Origin of the sequence: Bacillus sp. 220_BSPC (assembly GCF_001054655.1) — a bacterium.
Taxonomy (GTDB): Bacteria; Bacillota; Bacilli; order Bacillales; family DSM-1321; genus Peribacillus; species Peribacillus frigoritolerans.
The window spans coordinates 19,670-38,403 of sequence record NZ_JVPL01000175.1; the positions used below are offsets into that span (position 1 = coordinate 19,670).

The following is an 18,734-nucleotide window of genomic DNA, read 5'->3' on the forward strand; positions in this document are numbered from 1 at the left end:
GAGAGGGTAGGTAAAATGAAAAAATACTTCGTTGTTTTAGTGCTGATAGTTTTAGTAATGGGTTGTGAAAATGAACAAACGAAAGGATTGGAAGCGCCTGAAATGCCTAATGTAACCGGGAATTCATATAGTAATATGATCAATCACGGATTTGTCGCTAAGCAGGACAACCTTTTAATTTATATGAAATTTAATGATTCCACTATTCCTTTTAGCAATAATGCCATTATGGCAAAAAAAGAAGATGGGAGAAATGAGGTAAAACTCACTTCAAAAGGCTTTGGTGATATAAATGTAATCAAGGAATGGGTTTATTATACAGTAATGCCTTTTTCAGATGTACCGATGTTATATCGAGTAAAATTGGATGGATCGGAAAGAGAAAAATTAGTCAAAGGTGCTGACTATGTTCAAGTAAAAAATGATCAGGTTTACTATTATGATTCGATTAAGAATGGTATTTATAAAATGAACTTGGACGGGACGGATAAGGTTCAAATATATTCACCAAAATCGGAAGTTACAATGAATTTCTACGTTGATCGTGAACAGATTTACTTTTATAAACCTATAGATGAAGATGGTGATGAAGGAAAACTATATTCGATGTCACTAAACGGAGAAAATATAAAGAAATTAAATGATACAGTTTCGTATACTCAGATTATTGATGATGCAGATGAGCATTTTCTCTATTATACAGATACAGAAGAGCACTTGTATAAAGTCGATAAACAAAATGGTAAGGAAATAAAAATAACCGATCAGAAGTTTTCATCCTTAATCGTTGATGAAAATTGGATTTATTACTTGAATCCAAGTGATAAGTACCATATCTATAAGATGAAAAAAAATGGCGAACAAAATCAATTAGTACTAGATAAAGAAGTATCAGATATAAATATGCTGGATAATTTGATCTACTACAAAATAGATGGTCAAGAAGACATCTTCCGAGTTAAAACAGATGGGACAGGAAATACATTATTTTCAAAGCGTAAATAAAGCGCCTGTCACTACTCTATCTTTGTAAAATACTAATAGATTTGAAGAAAGCTTTGTGGAAGGGGATTTTCTACAGAGCTTTTCTTTTTTTGAGGAAGACAGTTTCTACCTGTGGAGGGATCAAATATATAATAATAAGAAAAACACCCCTTTTTTCGTAAATGATGTAATGATAGATGAAATTTTTTATGAACATATTCTTTATCGCATCGTCATATTTGTTGGGGTATATGCATTATTTGCTATTTTTAAGCTTGATGATACCCCCGTTCCTATAAGAGATGCTATGCATATGATTTTAATCTATTATTTTGCAATTAGTGTGTATAATGCTTTGCCTACCATAAAATCTAACCGTAATAAAAAAGGCAGCCAATAAAAAGAGTACTCAATGGAATTTACATATTTTTGCATGAATTCCGAAACCATTTATCCACGTTATCCGTATATGTAAGTATGAACGGTGCCGGGAAGCTCCGGTATTTATAAGCATTTATCATTTTAATAAATTTGGGAGATGAAGGATCATGAGCGAAAAGGGTTGTATGAAATGCGGAAGCAATGATGCTGCTAAGAAGGATGTAGCCATGACAGGAACTGGCTTGTCAAAAATGTTCGATGTCCAGAATAATCAATTTACGGTTGTGTATTGCAAGCAGTGCGGTTATTCGGAGTTTTATAATAGGCAATCATCTGCAGGCAGTAATCTGCTGGATCTATTCTTGGGATGATCATTGGCAAAACAAGAATCCCCTTTTACATGAAAAGGGGATTCTTGTTTTTTTCATACTGCCCATTACCCGATGAAGTGATCTTGAACGACTTTTGTAAATTCCTTGGCGACGGGTGATAGGTGTTTAGCTGATTTCATGACCAATCCGATCTCCCGTGAAAGTTCCGGGTTCAAGGGCAGGCTTTTGATGCGTTCGGGTTTTTCCGGTAAAGCCAGGTCTGGCATAATCGTGATGCCTAATTTTCCCGCTACCATTGAGAGCACCGTTTGATTGTCTTTAATGTCGTATGAAATGTTTGGTTTTATCTTGGCTTCCAGGAATCTATCTTCTATGAGTGTTTCACAGCCAGATCTCAGCATGATGAATGGTTGATCAACGAAGTCTTCCAGGTTCAATGAGGTTTTCCCTGAAAGCGGATGGCCTTCGTATACGACAGCTGATAGAGGATCATTTAGCAGAGGGATGAAGTCCACGTTCTTCACTGGTTTTGCTGCAAAGCCGATGTCCACTGTTCCTTCTTCGATCCATGTTAAGATTTCCTCATATCCACCTTCATGAATCAGCAAATCGATATTAGGGTATTTTTCTTTAAAGATAGAGAATAGCTTTGGTATGAATCTGGCAGTGAAGCTTGGAAAACTGCCAATCGTTATTTTACCGATTTCCATTCCATTCACAGCTGCAATCTTTTGTTCGATATGTGCAAGGTTGGCAGCAATGGCCCGCATATGTGGAATGACTTGTTCTCCCGCAGTCGTGAGTGCTATTCCTTTTCGGTCACGCTTCAGTAAAGTCACACCAAGTTCTGTTTCAAGTGCTGTAATGTTATGGCTCACGCCTGATTGAGTCAGTCCGATCCGGTCTCCCGCTTTCGTAAAACTTCCGTGTTCAACAACATGTAAAAAGACTTCCACTTGAAAAAAATTCAAATGCCCCACACCCTTCTTCTATGAATTATACATGAGAAACTCTAATCCAAGTAATGAAAAACATTCATTTTACTTATGATGTGGTCGAGAATACAATAAAATTACAAATTAAAATACGAATGGGTGATGGAAAATGATGAAACGGAAATACGGGCAAATGTTTTCACCGTACACGCTTTCTAATGGAACGGTTCTTAAAAACAGGATTGTAGTTGCGCCGATGACCACTTATTCAGGTCAAGAGGATGGCTTGGTTTCTGACGAGGAATTAGCCTACTATAAAAGAAGGGCAGATGGACCTGCCATGTTCATTACTGCCGCTGCCGCCATTTCCCCTGTTGCGACAAGCTTTCCCCGGCAAATGAAAGTATATGATGAACAAAGCATCGCTGGACTCACTGAGCTTTCAAAAACAATCAAATCCAAAGGTGCAAAAGCCATTCTCCAGCTTCATCATGGCGGAAGCGAGAGCCTTCCAAGCTGTACAGGCGGAGAAAAAATGGTTAGTCCGAGCGGAATCATTGCAAGCGTTTATAAAGGAATGGGCGAAGAGTACATTCCAAGGTCAATGAGCCACACTGAAATTCTATCCACTATTCAAGACTTTGGAAGAGCCACCCGCCATGCCATTCGTTCAGGATTCGACGGTGTGGAAATCCATGGAGCGAATGGCTATCTCCTGCAGCAGTTTTTCTCACCCCACTCCAACAGACGGAGAGATCATTGGGGAGGGAGTTTGAAGAATAGAATGCATTTTCCACTTGCCGTCATCGCGGAGGTGAAGCGGATCCGTGATCTTTATGCAGACAAGGAATTCGTTATTGGGTATCGCTTCTCCCCCGAAGAACCGGAAGAAGGCGGATTGAAAATGGATGATACAGCGGCATGGGTAGATGAATTGGCAACTCAGGGGCTTTCCTATTTACATCTTTCTGTTAAAAATGTCTGGTCCATGCCTAGAAGCGGATTGAACAGGGAATTGACAAGGACCGAAATTCTCCGCGATGTCATCGCTGGCAGGACCAGTTTCGTATCACTTGGATCGATCCATACTCCAGAGGAAGCAAATGCTGTGCTTGAGAAAAATATACCGCTTTTCGCATTGGGAAGGGAATTGCTGATGGAACCGGACTGGGCCGCCAAAATAATGGAAGGCAGGGAAGACGAGATCAAGACGACCTTACCGCGCGATAGCAGGTGTACATTAAGTATTCCGGATCAAATGTGGGCGAATATCATTACTCGTGACGGCATGCCCGAGAAATGATAGTATGAATGTAAAAATTGGAAATTTCATGAGGGGAAATTAAATGAATAAAATAGCACTTCTTCAACTGTCTCTAGCCATGACAATCTTTGGTTCTGTCGGTTTCTTTTCGGAACTATCGGGACTTCCTGCATTGGAATTGGTTTTTGTTCGCTGCATTTGTGCTGCCGTATTCTTATGTGCAGCCTGGATGATTACCGGACATTTCAAGAACGAAATATGGAATGGCAGGGAGGTAATGCTGATCATTTTCTGCGCGGTGGCCAACTTGTTAAACTGGATATTCCTCTTTAAATCTTTTGAGCTGATATCGGTGACAATCGCCATTTCGCTTTATCATTTAGCGCCGATCCTTGTACTCATTATAGGGAGCCTCATTTTTAGGGAGAAAATGAATGTATTCTCCATCTTGGCCATTTCCCTTTGCTTCATTGGCACATTACTCATTATGGGAACAGATGGATTTCGATCATCTTCTCCTGAATGGGAGGGCATTGTGTATGGAATCATTGCTGCCTTCTTCTATGCGGCAACCATGCTTTTAGGAAAGAGCATTACAAAGACGAGTGTATATGCGACCACATTTCTGCAAATGTTCATTGGATTTCTATTACTGATTCCTTTTGTCGATTATTCCGTATATACAACGTTAAAATCTTCCGAATGGTTTTATACGGTGCTTACCGGCATCATCCATACAGGCGTCGTGTATTTGCTGTTTTTTAATAGTATTCGCCATTTGCCTACAAATGTAGTATCTTTCATGATTTTTGTCGATCCGGCAGTTGCCATCCTTTTGGATATTCTGCTTTCAGGATTTAAACCGGACGGTATTCAAATTCTGGGTATTTCCTTGATATTTATTGGGGTGGTCTATTCACTTAAGACGACTGGACCCACTGAAAATGATGTCATGCAGAAAAGGCCGCACACAATGTGAGGCCTTTTCCCTTTATGCATGTACCTATTGATTAAAATGATAGACATCCCAAATGTCAGGGGTTTCTGATCCAATGTACCAAGCAGCTGCACCGCCTAGATGATTTTGTTTAACCAGGTCCATACGGAGCTTCATCGATTTCTTATCTTCTATCCAAATTTGATGCTTTTTCCCTTTGGAAGTGTACACCACGTAATTTTGTTGCGTCTGTTTATCCCATACCTTTTTAAGTTTTTGAGTTGAAATGATTTTGTTGACCTCAGCCATGGTACGGTCATGACTTTTCACTTTTTTGGTCGACAAATCGGTTTCCCATTCTCTCGTATAAAATGGTACAGCCAATATGATCTTGTGAGCTGGTACTTCTTTCATTAAAAGCTTGGTTCCTTCTTTGATCCAAGGTAACGAGGAAACGGACCCGGCTACCGGGCTCCCTCCCCAATGCTCGTCATAACCCATTATGATTATATGGTCCGCTATTTTGCCAAGTGCTTTCCTATCTAGGCTTTTTGACCAATAAGGGTCTTCGTTTTCTCGGGTGACATCCACAGACACTTTAATTCCATGCGGTTTTAGTGCCTTTTTTAGTTCGCCGATGAAAAGTACAAAGTCCTTCTTATTTTTTGGGTCGATGTTTTCGAAATCCACATTTATTCCATCACTTTTCGTTTTAACAAGTGAATCGCGTAAAGCTGAAACTAATTTTTGGCGCTTTTTTGTATTGCCTAGTACAGAACCAGTTAATACAGGGTCAAATTTATTCCCGATAAGCTGCCAAACTTGTTTTCCTTGTTTATGGGCAGCTTGGATGTATTTTGTATCTACAGAAACGGAAACGTAATTACCGGTATCCGTCAGCGTATAAGAACGGGGAGATACTACATTCAAATTGGGGTGTTTAAGTTGCTGGGTATAGCTTTCTTTCGATCCATTATGCTTCCAGCCCATGACGATACGATTTTGCGTCTTTTTTTGAAGCTGGGATTTCTTTATCCAGCCCTTTTTTCCGCCAAGCAATTGAACCTGGTAGTAATAATCCGGAACCTTCAATTTTTGGCCCACTTTAAGGGTAACCGTGTGTAAGTTATTTAATTTCGTCAAATCACTTGTTGTTACCTTGTATTTATTAGAGATCTTCCACAATGTATCGCCCGATACAACCTTATGGATCTTATATTTCTGGGGGATCTTCAGGTTTTGGCCAACAGTTATTTCGGAAGAGGTTAATTTATTTACTTTTTGCAGCTCACTTACTGAAACACCATATTGATTTGCTATTTTCCATAGTGTGTTTCCAGACTTCACTTTATGAATGACGGGCCCCGCGGAATCCCCAACGGAAGTAGAAATGATGGGAAACTCTTCTCCCTTCTTTAAGGTCTTTAATAGAGTGGAACCTAATTTAGGAGAACTAAAAACTTTTGTATTGTCCAATTTAACAGAACCTATGGATTGGGTTTTACTTGATGAATGACCACTGGTTGGAAAGAGACACATACAAAGAAGGCTTAACATAATAAAACATCCAAAGAATTTTTTCACAATGATTTTATTCCCCTTTGTAAAATTTAACTTTACTAGTTTACTATGGAGAATAGCCATATAAATAGAGGTACATTGTGGAAAGGCATTACTAACCTTCGTGTGGGACGAATTATTCCGTATGAAGGGCAATTGATTTGTAAATAGAAGGGGAGAGTTTATATGTCAAATTTTTCATTACAGTTTTATGATTTCAACATTTGGGCAAATAATCAGATTTTCAACCGTTTAAAAGAGCTTCCAAAGGATGTTTACCATCAGGAAGTTCAAAGTGTGTTTTCATCGATATCGAGTGTGATGGCCCATGTGTATCTTTCCGATCTGGGGTGGGCGGAGGTTTTTTCCGGTAAAAGCATGAAACATGCATTGGAGCTGGCTGAACAACTGAAGGAACAAATGGAGTCAAAGGAATTAGAGGAAATGGAGGCCATGTTTATTGAGTTGTCCGAGCGGTACAAATCGCTGCTTGGCCAAAAAGAAAATATACATAAACCTCTTATAATTGAGAATCCAGCTGGAGGACAAATGAAAACAAGTGCAGCCGAATTGGTACCGCATGTCGTGAATCATGGAACCTATCATCGCGGCAATATCACGGCCATGTTGCGCCAAATGGGGTATGCCTCAACTTCGACGGATTATGGTCTTTATTTATTTTTAAAAGGGGAGTAACGGGCCTTCATTTGCTTACTGATGGGACTGTAAGCATTGACAGTCCTGTTCTTAAAGTAAGGCCGCCTGTTATTTTGAAGATAACGAAATCCTATATATGTGTACAGGTTAACCGGTTCTTCCTGGTTGGCCTTTTTTACGTTTGTCACTGGAAATGACTTGTACATGACATTTGTCATCTTCTAGTCATGACACCTGGTACTAATAAAATCAGGTTGGATTCTTTATACTATGGATAACGACAAATAAAAGGAAGTGCAATTGAAATATGACCTTGCAAAATACGAAATCCCTGAGAAAACAAATTGCTCCTTTTGAACAATCAACGACAAAGCAAAGTATATGGCAGATCATCAATACCCTGGGGCCGTTCATCATTCTATGGTACCTAGCATATATAAGTCTTTCCGTTTCTTATTGGTTAGCCTTAATCCCAGCTGTGTTTGCTGCAGGATTCTTGACGAGAATATTCATCATTTTTCATGATTGTACGCATCATTCATTTTTCAAAGACCGCCGTGCGAATAGAATAGTCGGTACGATCATGGGTGTTTTGACTTTATTCCCGTTTGATCAATGGGGACATGAGCATTCTGTGCATCACGCAACAAGCGGTAATTTGGATAAGCGGGGTACAGGTGATATTTGGACCCTTACGGTAGATGAGTATTTGGCTGCACCGTTTAAACTTCGTTTTGCTTATCGTTTTTATCGTAATCCATTGGTCATGTTTGGTTTGGGGCCGATTTATGTTTTCCTTCTTAAAAATAGATTTAACCGTAAAGGCGCTAGAAAGAAGGAAAAAAATAATACGTATTTGACGAATGTATTAATCGTCGTTTTTGCGGCATTGCTTTGCCTGGCAGTCGGCTGGCAGTCGTTCCTTCTGGTACAAGGTTCCATTTTCATGATTTCTGGTTCAATCGGCATTTGGCTGTTTTACGTCCAGCACACATTCGAGGACTCTTATTTTGAAGAAAATGAAGAGTGGGAATATGTATTGGCAGCAGTGGAGGGAAGTTCTTTTTATAAGCTTCCAAAACTGATGCAGTTCCTTACTGGTAATATCGGTTACCATCATGTTCATCATTTAAGTCCAAGGGTGCCTAACTATAAATTGGAAATGGCGCATAATAATACGCAGCCTTTAGAGAACGTTCCGACGATCACTCTTGCAACAAGCTTGCGCTCACTCCGTTTCCGTTTATGGGATGAGGAATCCAAGAATTTCGTCAGTTTCAAGGACATAAAATATTTAACGAAAAAAAGTGTTCCAACTCAAGTGAAATCTGAACTGTAACGTTCATGTATCATTCCAGACTCCCTTAATAATCCTCGGATTTGGGGAGTCTTTGCTTCATATAAGGAACTCGATAAAGGAGAGAACTTAAAAATGATTCGAATTGTCATTGCAGAGAATCAGCAAATGCTGTTAGAGGCAATAAGTTCTCTACTCAATCTTGAAGAAGATATAGAAATTGTCGGGCAAGCCAGTAATGGAGAAGAAGCGATGGCTCTTGTAAACCAATTACGGCCTGATGTGTGTATCATGGATATGGAGATGCCTGTAATGAGCGGACTTGAGGCAGCAGAAGCATTAAGGTCATTTGAATGCAAAGTGGTCATTTTAACGACATTTCGAAGGACTGGTTATTTTCAACTCGCATTAAAGGCTGATGTAAGTGGTTATTTATTGAAGGATAACCCGGGTGAAGAGTTAGCCTGCTCGATTCGCTGCATAATGGATGGCAAGCGAATATACTCCCCAGAGCTTATTGATGGGCCTTCCAGCCATAATGGCCGGGAAATGGGAGTGTTAGGGCTGTTAGCCGATGGTCCATCCAATATTGAGCCGTCCAATCAAAGCGGCACAATTGGGACAGTAAGAAAATATTTTTCGAACATCAAGGATAAAATGAAGTTACCGGCTGGTTAGGATTTGTTTCTTAAATTCTGTTGACACGTTTTTTTAAATTGTGTACGATGGATTAAATTATAATATTGAAAATTCTGTGATGAAGAGAGTAGTTCATTTTGAAATGGAAAGCGAGTTAGGGATGGTGGGAGCCTAATGCAGGTCGGATGAATGAAGCGCACTTTGGAGAAATTTCTTGAAACGTTCAGTAGGGAATATCGGGGAGTCACCTCGTTAACAATGGAAAGTGGCCGCAATTTGTGGCAACTAGAGTGGTACCACGGGAATTCATGCTCTCGTCTCTTATTTAGAGGCGGGGGCTTTTTTGTTTAGGAGGGAAAATGTCGATGAATAAACCAATTGCAGAACTGATTTCAACTGCTTTGAACAATGAAATGCCAGCAAGTGAAATAGAAAAATTAATGGAAAAGCCGAAAATGATGGAGTTAGGTGATGTCGCCTTTCCGTGCTTTACTCTTGCGAAAAAATTCAAAAAATCGCCTCAGGTGATTGCGTCGGAAATAGCCCAACAATTAAACAGTACGTTGATTCAAGAAGTGAACGTAGTGGGAGGTTATCTGAATATCTTCGTCAATCAACAGATGGTGACGGAAAATGTGCTGCAAACGATATTAAGGGAAAAGGATCAGTATGGTTCGATGCAGACTGGAAAGGGAAATGTCGTGATTGATTATTCCTCCCCGAATATTGCCAAGCCTTTTTCCATGGGGCACTTACGCTCTACGGTCATAGGGAATGCACTGGCCAACATTGCCGAAAAAAATGGCTACAATGCCGTGCGTATCAATCATTTAGGAGATTGGGGCACGCAATTCGGTAAGTTGATTGTCGCGTATAAGCTGTGGGGGGACAAAGAGGCAATCGAAGCTTCGCCGATTGAGGAATTATTGAAAATCTATGTGAAGTTCCATGAAAGGGCAGAAACCGATGAATCATTGAATGAACAAGCACGCGCAAGCTTCAAGTCGCTTGAAGACGGGGACGAGGAAGCACTGGCATTGTGGAAATGGTTCAGGGATGCGTCTTTAAAAGAATTCGAGACGATTTATGATTTATTGGGCATCCGTTTTGATTCCTATGCCGGCGAAGCATTTTACAATGATAAAATGGATGCGGTTGTCGGGGAACTAAAAGAAAAAGGCCTGCTTGCCCTTTCAGATGGTGCCTATGTCGTGCAATTGGAAGATATGCCGCCGTGTTTGATTACGAAAACGGATGGTGCGACACTTTATGCCACACGTGATTTAGCTGCAGCCATGTATCGTAAAAAACAGTATGAGGCAAAGAAAACATTTTATGTGGTCGGAAACGAACAATCCCTGCACTTTAAACAACTCTTTAACGTCATTGAAAAAATGGGGTATGAGTGGTCAAAAGACTTACAGCACGTAGCATTTGGCATGATGCTAAAAGACGGTAAGAAAATGTCGACCCGTAAAGGGAAAGTCGTGCTGCTTGCGGATGTATTGGCAGAGGCGATCGAAACTGCGAAGCGCAATATTGAAGAAAAAAATCAAGCGCTTGAACAGAAAGAACTGGTTGCAAGACAAGTCGGTGTCGGAGCGGTAATCTTTAATGATTTAAAAAATAACCGTATGAACGATATTGATTTTTCATTAGAGCAAATGATGAATTTTGAGGGAGAAACAGGTCCATATGTACAGTACACATATGCGCGAATTTCCTCCTTGCTTGAAAAAGGTGATTTTAAAGAGCAGGCCATCCAATATGATGCTTTAGGCGAATATGCGTGGCCAGTCATCCAGCTGCTGGAGCAATACCCGATCATTGTCCAAAAATCATTTGAACAAGCCGATCCATCACAAATCGCGAAATTCAGCTTGCATGTATCGCGTGCATTCAATAAGTATTATGCACATTCAAAAATCTTAGTGGAAGATGAATGGAAACAAATGAAGCTCTCATTCGCTTTTTCCGTTGCGATCGTATTGAAGGATGCGCTAAGTTTATTGGGAATTTCAGCGCCGAATAAAATGTAATGCATGTCTATAAAAGGAGCCATTTTCTTTTCAAAATGGCTCCATAATTTATCAGATAAATCCTGGCATGAACGTAAGCTCTTTTATTTTAGAAGAAAGGTATCTGTCATGGGCTGTCCTTTTTTCTCCCATGTAATATGCAACTTGTACACATGCTCTTTTTTTGGAGGATCTCCCAAATAAAAATCCGTTGATAATGGATTTAATTTTGTAATAGAGCCATCTTCACTTTTTCCTTCTGTAAATCCCTTATGTTCCACTAAAGTTTTTCCATTATCAGTAAAGCTTACTTCTTTTATCTTGACCTTGCCACCAGACTTTTGTTGAACATGTCCAATCCATCCGCCAACTGTTTCATCAGAGTTTTTTTTATAATTTGCTTTCCACATACCATTATCAGATGTGCCCCCAATTGCAATATTGGAATAATACATATAACCTCCGATAGCAACACCCATACATATAACTACAACAAGTAACCATTTTGAATATTTATTTTTCATCAAAAAAAGCCTTCCCCTCTCTGTAACTGTTTATATTATACAATTTTGTTAATGTATTTTAATATGGGGAAATGAAGGAGGCGGTCTGTCAGCTTGGTATTTGAAGTTGGCGTCGATCCATGGGCTATCCATTTTCAGCGGAGAAAAAGAATTTGAATAAAATGGATTGACATTCATTGGTAATGTGTTAATATTTATAAAAATGGAACCGGTTCCAAAATTCGCGAATGGATGAATGTAATGGTTAAACAAGAAAACGCAAAGGTTACAATTTACGATGTTGCTAGAGAAGCAGGTGTTTCAAAGACCTCTGTTTCCCGGTATTTAGGGGGGAGATTTGATGAACTCTCTGACAAAACCCGTAAGAAAATCGAGCTGGCGATCAACAAAATGGAGTACCGCCCAAACACGATGGCAAGAGGGCTCAAAAGCAATAAGAGTTATTTGATTGGAATCATCGTGGCGGACATCAACAATCCATATACGACGGCCATCCTTCGGGGGGCTGAGGATATATGCAGCCAGAATGGATATAATCTGATGATTTGCAATTCGGATAATAACCCTGAGAAGGAAAGAGGCTATTTTGATATGCTTTTATCCCATCGCATCGACGGGCTTATCATTCATACGACTGGCGGTAATCACGATATGCTAAAACAGATGCAAGAGCAAAAGACCCCGGTCATCCTTTTGGATCGGAAGGTGCCGGATCTTGAAATCGATACGGTAGGATTGGATAATTTTCAGGCTACTTCACAAGCTGTCAATTATTTGGTTGGCCAAAATTATGAACGAATTGCATTTTTCAGTGAACCTGCCAGCAATGTCAGTACCAGGCATGAGCGGCGGCTATCCTTTCAGCAAACGTTGATGAGCCACAGTCATCCGAGTTCAGAAGATGTTTATGAGGTCAATGTCGATGATTTAAAAGATGTCGAGTCCAAGCTCCAGCATTTTTTAGATGACTCAAAAGGTGTATCAAGAGCTATATTGACGGCAAATAGTGTCGTGCTATTAAAATTAATTTTACTTTTACAAGAAAAGAAACTGTCGGTCCCGGAAGATTTAGCAATGATGGGATTTGATAATCCGGATTGGAGCACCATCGTTTATTCGGGCATTACAACGATTGAACAGCCCACATACCAAATCGGGGTCGCTGCTATGGAAATGATCCTGCGGCGCATTGATGGACAGGCTTCCCCAGCGCAGACAATGGCGTATCAAGCGAAATTGAATATAAGGGAAACGACTCCATTTATAAAAAAATCATAAGTCTTCTAAACTTGAAGACTTTATTAACTCCCAAAATGGTACCGATACCATTTTGGGGTCAGGAGGATTAATATGAAAGTCTTTGTATGCATGAATTCAATACCGGCCGAAAGGCTTCAAGCGCTCGGACATCTTGAAATCATAAAACTCGTAGCAGCAGCTGGAGCTGATGGAATCGAAATCAGAAAGGAATTGTTGACGCCGGATGATTCTCTGGAAGAATTGGGTGCCTTATGCAGGGGACTTAACTTGGCCATTTATTATTCCGCTCCTGATTTCCTGATCGGTTCAAACCATCAAATGAATGAAATAGGTTTTAAATGCTTGGCAAGGGAAGCGGGTGAATTGGGAGCGGAATTGCTGAAGATGCCTCTAGGAAACTACAATTTTTTTGAAACAGATATGTTTCGAATGAATGAAGCCTTGGTGGAAAATCTGCAAAACCGTGAAATGAAAATCACCATCGAGAACGATCAGACGCTTGGCGGTGGAAATGTAAATCGGATCGCTCATTTCCTGAGTTGCTCCGAAAAGTTCGATATCCCGATTAGACTGACATTTGATACGGGCAATTGGCTGTATACAGAAGAAGTTCCAATGGAAGCTGCGAAGGATTTAGCGGGATATGTGGACTATATTCATTTGAAGCAAGTGAAGCGCGAGAAAGAGGGTTGGGTGACTGAGCCGGTATCGATGCCGCTGCTGCCTGAGGTAATGGAGTTATTGGAAAAGTTTAATGGCGCTTGTCCGGTAGCGATTGAGTTCCCGGTAACATTGGAAAATGCAGCGACTTATATTTCACTTATGAAAATGGAACAGGAGGTCAGCCATGAAGGAGCTTAAAGTACTGACGATGGGAGAGGCAATGGCGATGTTCATTGCTGAGGATTCGGGCAGCCTCGATGATTGCATGCGTTATAAGCGTTATGTGGCAGGGGCCGAAACCAATGTGGCAATCGGCCTGTCAAGGTTAGGGATTAAAACTGCATGGATGAGCAAGGTGGGGGATGATTCGTTCGGGCGCATGATTATGAAAACGCTCACAAATGAGGGGGTGGATGTCTCCAATGTTTTGATGGATCCACTCAATCCAACTGGGTTCCAGTTAAAATCCAAAGTCGAACAAGGAGATCCGGTCGTTGAATACTTTAGGAAGAATTCAAGCGCCAGCAAGATTTCCCTGGAGGACTTTCCCTTGGAGAAACTCCCTTCAACACAGCACCTGCATTTAACGGGGATACCTCCTGCCATTTCCGGCAGTTTCAGAGAGCTGTCATGGCAAGTCTTGAAGCATCTGAAACAAAAGGGTGCAACCGTTTCATTCGATCCAAATCTGCGTCCATTACTCTGGCCGAATGAAAGGGAGATGATCAGCATCGTCAATATGTTTGCGGAAGAGGCGGATTGGCTGCTTCCCGGAATACAGGAAGGGGAAATTCTTACAGGATACAGCAACAAGGAGGATATCGCCAGTTACTACCTCGAACTCGGTGTTAAGCTTGTGGTGATTAAACTCGGGGAAGAAGGGGCCTACTTTGCAACCCAAAATGAAAGGAAGGAGGTACCTGGTTTTACCGTAACGGAAGTCGTGGATACCGTAGGGGCAGGAGACGGGTTTGCTGTCGGGGTAATCAGCGCTTTACTGGAAGGGGCATCGAATGAAGAAGCAGTTTTACGCGGAAATGCGATAGGGGCCAAGGCCGTGATGTCTTCCGGAGATCACGATGGCCTTCCTAATATGGAAGAGCTAGAACACTTTATGAAAAAAGGAGTGCTTCAATCATGTCTCAATTACAAGTAGCTTCGAGAAAAAGGTGGATGAGATTGATCCCCTTAGTGTTCATCACATACAGTCTCGCCTATCTCGACCGTGCCAACTATGGGTTTGGCGTAGCGGGAGGAATGGGGGAAGACCTTAATATCACAGCGGGGGTATCCTCCTTTCTGGCCGCGCTGTTTTTCCTTGGTTATTTCTTCTTTCAAGTTCCAGGTGCACATTACGCAGAAAAGAAAAGTGCCAAAATCCTGATTTTTTGGAGCTTGATTCTCTGGGGAGGACTGGCGACATTGACGGGGATGGCGACAAGTGTGGCATGGCTCTATCCGATTCGCTTCTTGCTTGGTGTTGTTGAAAGCGCTGTTATGCCCGCGATGCTCGTTTTCCTAAGCCATTGGTTTCTAAAAGAAGAACGCTCCCGGGCCAACACCTTTTTGATTCTGGGTAATCCAGTTACTGTATTGTGGATGTCGATCCTTTCCGGCTACCTATTGAAGGCATTCGACTGGAGATGGCTGTTCATCATTGAAGGACTTCCGGCTGTCCTTTGGGCGTTTATCTGGTATAAGCTCGTCAATGACCGTCCCAAAGATGCCAAGTGGCTTACAGATCAGGAAAAGCTAGATATGGAAGCGACCCTCCAGAAAGAACAGGCTGCATTAAAACCTGTTAAAAATTATAGGGAAGCTTTTAAGTCAAAGCAGGTCATCGTGCTCAGTATCCAATACTTCATGTGGAGCATCGGGGTTTATGGGTTCGTCATGTGGCTGCCGTCCATTATTAAACAAGCGTCGAGCATGGATATAGTGGCAACGGGCTGGCTTTCATCCGGACCTTATTTATTAGCGGTCATTTCGATGCTGGCACTATCCTATTTTTCGGATAAAACATTAAATCGAAAAACGTTCGTTTGGACATCGCTGCTTGTGGGGGCAATCGCATTCTTCGGGTCCTTCATGCTCGGCACATCGAATTTCTGGCTTTCATATGCCCTGTTGGTTATTGCAGGTGGTGCGATGTATGCACCGTATGGACCGTTCTTTGCCATCATTCCTGAAATCCTCCCAAGGAATGTGGCTGGCGGGGCAATGGCCTTGATTAATAGTATGGGGGCGCTTGGCTCATTTGTAGGTGCCTATTTCGTCGGATATTTAAACGGATTGACCGGCGGGCCCGGAGCATCCTATATTTTCATGGCGGGATCTTTATTGATTTCAGCGTTACTCACATTGATGGTTAAAAAGCCTGCGGTTACGTCAGTCAAGCAAATGGAGGCGGTTTCGTCATGAAAATTCAGCTGGCGTTGGATCGCATGAATATGGAGGAAGCCATTGAAATGGCACGAAGCGTGGAAGCCTCGATTGATTGGATTGAGGTGGGGACTTCCCTGATTAAAGAATTCGGAGTGAATAGCATCAAAGAAATGAAAAATCACTTTCCGGATAAAAAAATCGTTGCCGACATGAAGACGATGGACAATGCGGTTTATGAAATGGATCTTTGCTTTCAAAGCGGGGCTGATGTAGCTACGGTAATGGGGGCTGCTTCAGATGTAACCATTCAAAAATGCCTGGAAAAAGCGTGTGAATACAAGGGGCAGATCATGATTGATTTATTGAATGTATCCGATACCCGGCTTGAGCAATTACGGATTTACCGTCAGGCGATATTCTGTGAGCATGTAAGCAAGGACAGCCAGGAAAATTCGGGTCATGCCATGATCAATATGAGAAATCATGCTGGATCCATGAGGGCTGCAGCAGGAGGGATCGCTCTTTCGTCCTTGCCTGTAATGGTCAGGAAGGGACTGGATGTCATCATCATTGGCTCGGCGATTACAAAAGCAAAGGATCCAGCAGAAGCTGCCCGTCTATTTAAGGAAACGGTGAATGGGAAGAAAGGTGTGAAGGAAGTTTGAAGATGGAAATTGGGGTTATTTTAGAAGAAATGAACGGTGTATTTCACAAAATGGACGAAGGGGTAACGGATGCGCTCCTAAAACATTTACGGTCCGACACCAGGATCTTCATCGTGGGTGAAGGCAGATCGGGCTTCATGGCCAAAGCCTTTGCGATGAGATTGATGCACCTTGGCTTAAGCGTCTATGCAGTCGGGGAAACGATTACTCCTTCTATTTCGAAAGGCGATCTGATCATAGCCATTAGCGGGAGCGGCTCGACCAAAAGTGTGATATCCGTTGCAGCAAAAGGCAGGGAAGTGGGCTGCAAGGTGTTTTCGATCACGACGAATGACCAATCGGAATTAGCGAATGTCTCTCATGAGGTCTTGGTCATACCGGCAGCAACGAAGAATCGCTTGGAACATGAAACGAAAAGCATCCAGCCGTTAAGTTCTTTGTTTGATCAATGTGTACATGTTTTATGTGATGCAGTATGCTTGGACTATTCATTAAGGGAGTCCATTAGCCACGAGCTTACTTATTCCAAACATAGTAATGTAGAGTGAAATATGGCGGGACCCCTTCAGCGGGTTCCCGCCTTTTTTTGATATGAAAAATGCCCTTACTCCCAAACGGGAATAAAGGGCATGCACCGTGAACATGTCACGGTGATAATGAATTAATAAGCCAGGCTGAATAGGGCTTTGATGTGTGATAGGTAGCGAACATTACTTGCTTCTTTCATCAATGTAGCCGGCAGGCCTTTAAGGGACGTGTTATTGGCCCCAACGGTTGCCACTGCATCCTTACGGCCAAGGCTCGCAAGTGTACCTGAGTTTACAGGTGAGAATACTTCAAGTTTCTTGCCTTCAAAGGCTGCATATAGGTTGTATCCAACAAGCTCACCCATTTGCCAAGCATTTTGTGCAGTAGGAGCATATGGACGGCCGCCTTCTGGAGGGAACGCAACGGCACTGTCGCCGACAACGAATACGTCTTTATGGGATTTGGATTGCAAATACTCATTGACGGTTGCTTTGCCGCGATCCACTTCAAGGCCTGATTCGCCTACGATAGGAAGAGCCGCAACTCCGCCTGTCCAAACAAGCGTATTGGCCGTTATCGTTTGTCCATCTTTCAATTCGATTCGATTTCCTTTAACACCCGTTACAGGCAGACCTGTCAAGAATTCAACGCCGCGTGCTTCCAAGCTTGTCATGGCACGTTCGATTAAGTGATCAGGCAGGACCGGAAGGATTTTTGGACCAGCTTCCACAAGCTTGATTTTCAAGTCCTTGAAGTCCACTCCGAACTTTTTGGCGATTTTAGGGAAATGGTCCACGATTTCACCGATTAACTCAACGCCCGTCAATCCGCCGCCGCCGATCACGATGGTTGCGTCCGCTTCATTATTCGTTTGAGAATATTCGCGGATGCGATCTTCGATATGTTTGTAAATCTTGTTTGCATCATTTACGGATTTCAAGACCATGCTGTTTTCCTCAAGTCCCGGAATGCCGAAGAATCCTGTTTGACTTCCCAAAGCAACAACCAGGGCATCATAAGATAATGTGGAACCATTGGCAAGTTTCACTTCTTTATTATCAACCGAGAATGACTCCACTTTGGAAATGACAAGGTCGATATCTTTTCCTTTGAAAAGCTTTTCCAACGGAATGGAAACGGCTTGTTCAGAAATGGATCCGCCTGCAAGACGGTGCAATTCGGTGATGATTTGGTGCGTTGGAAATTGGTTCACCACCGTAACCTGCACTTCATCTTTATTGTAATATTCACGTACGGATAAAGCAGATAGTAATCCTGCGTAACCTGCACCTAAGATGACGATTTGTTTTGACATAGTTAATCCCCCGTCCTTACTGATTGAAAGTTTATCAAATTATTTTTGGTTTTTACGTTCTGCAGAGACTTCAAGAAAAGCTTGGGCGAAACGGAAAAGCTTTTGTGCTTCCGGATCTTTCATCATCCTTAACAGACCAAAAAGACCGATCACATCATTATTCGCTTCTGCACGATCCTTAGCTTCGATGGCATTTGCTGCAAGTCCTTTCACTGAATGGACCACAGGTGTCGCGATCTCCGAAATGGCGCTGACCGTATCATTTTTCAACACATCATCAGTCGCAACCGATTGAGCGAAATCATAAGACTTTGTTAAAATATTCACTAACTCAGTTAGTTTTGGTAACTGCTCGACTAAAGTGTTCAATGATTCCTGAACCTCAGGCTT

Annotated in this window: 20 protein-coding genes and 1 other annotated feature; of the genes, 15 read left to right on the forward strand and 5 right to left on the reverse strand. The window is 41.9% G+C overall.

Annotated elements, in window-relative coordinates; all coding sequences use genetic code 11:
- Window positions 1-15 precede the first annotated feature (15 nt).
- From ADA55_RS11820 to ADA55_RS11830, 3 genes are all read left to right on the forward strand, one after another.
- Window positions 16-1,005, forward strand: coding sequence for a DUF5050 domain-containing protein (locus ADA55_RS11820; protein ID WP_048683941.1), 990 nt, complete (start codon window positions 16-18; stop codon window positions 1,003-1,005).
- A 55-nt stretch (window positions 1,006-1,060) separates the two neighbouring features.
- On the forward strand, window positions 1,061-1,384 hold the full coding sequence (locus ADA55_RS11825; RefSeq protein WP_048683944.1) for a hypothetical protein: 324 nt from the start codon (window positions 1,061-1,063) through the stop codon (window positions 1,382-1,384).
- 148 nt (window positions 1,385-1,532) lie between these two features.
- Entirely contained in the window at window positions 1,533-1,736 is a 204-nt protein-coding gene (locus ADA55_RS11830) for a zinc ribbon domain-containing protein (protein ID WP_034304303.1), read from the forward strand.
- A 65-nt stretch (window positions 1,737-1,801) separates the two neighbouring features.
- On the opposite strand, the gene ADA55_RS11835 is transcribed toward ADA55_RS11830, so the two are convergent.
- Window positions 1,802-2,668, reverse strand: coding sequence for a LysR family transcriptional regulator (locus tag ADA55_RS11835; protein ID WP_048683948.1), 867 nt, complete (start codon window positions 2,666-2,668; stop codon window positions 1,802-1,804).
- A 133-nt stretch (window positions 2,669-2,801) separates the two neighbouring features.
- Between ADA55_RS11835 and ADA55_RS11840 the strand changes: the two genes are divergently transcribed.
- Together ADA55_RS11840 and ADA55_RS11845 are read left to right on the forward strand one after the other, a co-directional pair.
- Window positions 2,802-3,935, forward strand: coding sequence for an NADH-dependent flavin oxidoreductase (locus ADA55_RS11840; protein WP_048683952.1), 1,134 nt, complete (start codon window positions 2,802-2,804; stop codon window positions 3,933-3,935).
- A gap of 43 nt (window positions 3,936-3,978) precedes the next feature.
- Window positions 3,979-4,875 (forward strand): DMT family transporter, encoded by an 897-nt coding sequence (locus ADA55_RS11845; protein ID WP_048683956.1) that lies wholly within the window; start codon window positions 3,979-3,981, stop codon window positions 4,873-4,875.
- Between the two features lie 24 nt (window positions 4,876-4,899).
- On the opposite strand, the gene ADA55_RS11850 is transcribed toward ADA55_RS11845, so the two are convergent.
- Complete coding sequence (locus ADA55_RS11850; RefSeq protein ID WP_226990456.1) at window positions 4,900-6,309, reverse strand: LysM peptidoglycan-binding domain-containing protein; 1,410 nt, start codon at window positions 6,307-6,309, stop codon at window positions 4,900-4,902.
- 270 nt (window positions 6,310-6,579) lie between these two features.
- Between ADA55_RS11850 and ADA55_RS11855 the strand changes: the two genes are divergently transcribed.
- From ADA55_RS11855 to argS, 4 genes are all read left to right on the forward strand, one after another.
- Window positions 6,580-7,089 (forward strand): DinB family protein, encoded by a 510-nt coding sequence (locus ADA55_RS11855; RefSeq protein ID WP_048683959.1) that lies wholly within the window; start codon window positions 6,580-6,582, stop codon window positions 7,087-7,089.
- Between the two features lie 268 nt (window positions 7,090-7,357).
- A complete protein-coding gene (locus ADA55_RS11860; RefSeq protein WP_048683962.1) occupies window positions 7,358-8,389 on the forward strand; it encodes a fatty acid desaturase in 1,032 nt (343 codons plus the stop codon).
- Window positions 8,390-8,482: 93 nt separating this feature from the next.
- Complete coding sequence (locus ADA55_RS11865) at window positions 8,483-9,025, forward strand: response regulator transcription factor (protein WP_048683965.1); 543 nt, start codon at window positions 8,483-8,485, stop codon at window positions 9,023-9,025.
- Window positions 9,026-9,092: 67 nt separating this feature from the next.
- Window positions 9,093-9,311: a binding site (T-box leader), on the forward strand.
- Between the two features lie 40 nt (window positions 9,312-9,351).
- Window positions 9,352-11,025 carry an arginine--tRNA ligase gene (gene argS, locus ADA55_RS11870; RefSeq protein ID WP_048683967.1) on the forward strand — a complete coding sequence of 558 codons (1,674 nt, stop codon included), beginning with the start codon at window positions 9,352-9,354 and terminating at the stop codon, window positions 11,023-11,025.
- Between the two features lie 83 nt (window positions 11,026-11,108).
- Here argS and ADA55_RS11875 read toward each other — a convergent pair whose 3' ends face one another.
- Complete coding sequence (locus ADA55_RS11875) at window positions 11,109-11,531, reverse strand: hypothetical protein (protein ID WP_048683970.1); 423 nt, start codon at window positions 11,529-11,531, stop codon at window positions 11,109-11,111.
- A 237-nt stretch (window positions 11,532-11,768) separates the two neighbouring features.
- Between ADA55_RS11875 and ADA55_RS11880 the strand changes: the two genes are divergently transcribed.
- From ADA55_RS11880 to hxlB, 6 genes are all read left to right on the forward strand, one after another.
- Window positions 11,769-12,806, forward strand: a complete 1,038-nt coding sequence (locus tag ADA55_RS11880; RefSeq protein WP_048683973.1) for a LacI family DNA-binding transcriptional regulator — start codon at window positions 11,769-11,771, stop codon at window positions 12,804-12,806.
- Window positions 12,807-12,878: 72 nt separating this feature from the next.
- Complete coding sequence (locus ADA55_RS11885) at window positions 12,879-13,649, forward strand: sugar phosphate isomerase/epimerase family protein (protein ID WP_048683975.1); 771 nt, start codon at window positions 12,879-12,881, stop codon at window positions 13,647-13,649.
- Window positions 13,636-14,607 carry a sugar kinase gene (locus tag ADA55_RS11890; RefSeq protein ID WP_048683977.1) on the forward strand — a complete coding sequence of 324 codons (972 nt, stop codon included), beginning with the start codon at window positions 13,636-13,638 and terminating at the stop codon, window positions 14,605-14,607. Before ADA55_RS11885 ends, ADA55_RS11890 begins: the two co-directional genes overlap by 14 nt.
- On the forward strand, window positions 14,589-15,872 hold the full coding sequence (locus ADA55_RS11895; RefSeq protein WP_048683980.1) for an MFS transporter: 1,284 nt from the start codon (window positions 14,589-14,591) through the stop codon (window positions 15,870-15,872). Before ADA55_RS11890 ends, ADA55_RS11895 begins: the two co-directional genes overlap by 19 nt.
- Window positions 15,869-16,501 carry a 3-hexulose-6-phosphate synthase gene (hxlA, locus tag ADA55_RS11900; RefSeq protein WP_048683983.1) on the forward strand — a complete coding sequence of 211 codons (633 nt, stop codon included), beginning with the start codon at window positions 15,869-15,871 and terminating at the stop codon, window positions 16,499-16,501. The genes ADA55_RS11895 and hxlA overlap by 4 nt, the downstream gene beginning before the upstream one ends.
- 2 nt (window positions 16,502-16,503) lie before the next feature.
- Complete coding sequence (gene hxlB / locus ADA55_RS11905; protein ID WP_048683986.1) at window positions 16,504-17,049, forward strand: 6-phospho-3-hexuloisomerase; 546 nt, start codon at window positions 16,504-16,506, stop codon at window positions 17,047-17,049.
- A gap of 113 nt (window positions 17,050-17,162) precedes the next feature.
- Here hxlB and ADA55_RS11910 read toward each other — a convergent pair whose 3' ends face one another.
- A complete protein-coding gene (locus ADA55_RS11910; RefSeq protein WP_048683989.1) occupies window positions 17,163-18,344 on the reverse strand; it encodes an NAD(P)/FAD-dependent oxidoreductase in 1,182 nt (393 codons plus the stop codon).
- 39 nt (window positions 18,345-18,383) lie between these two features.
- Window positions 18,384-18,734, reverse strand: a 351-nt coding sequence (locus ADA55_RS11915) for a DUF1641 domain-containing protein (RefSeq protein WP_048683992.1), incomplete at its 5' end; no start/stop codon positions are given.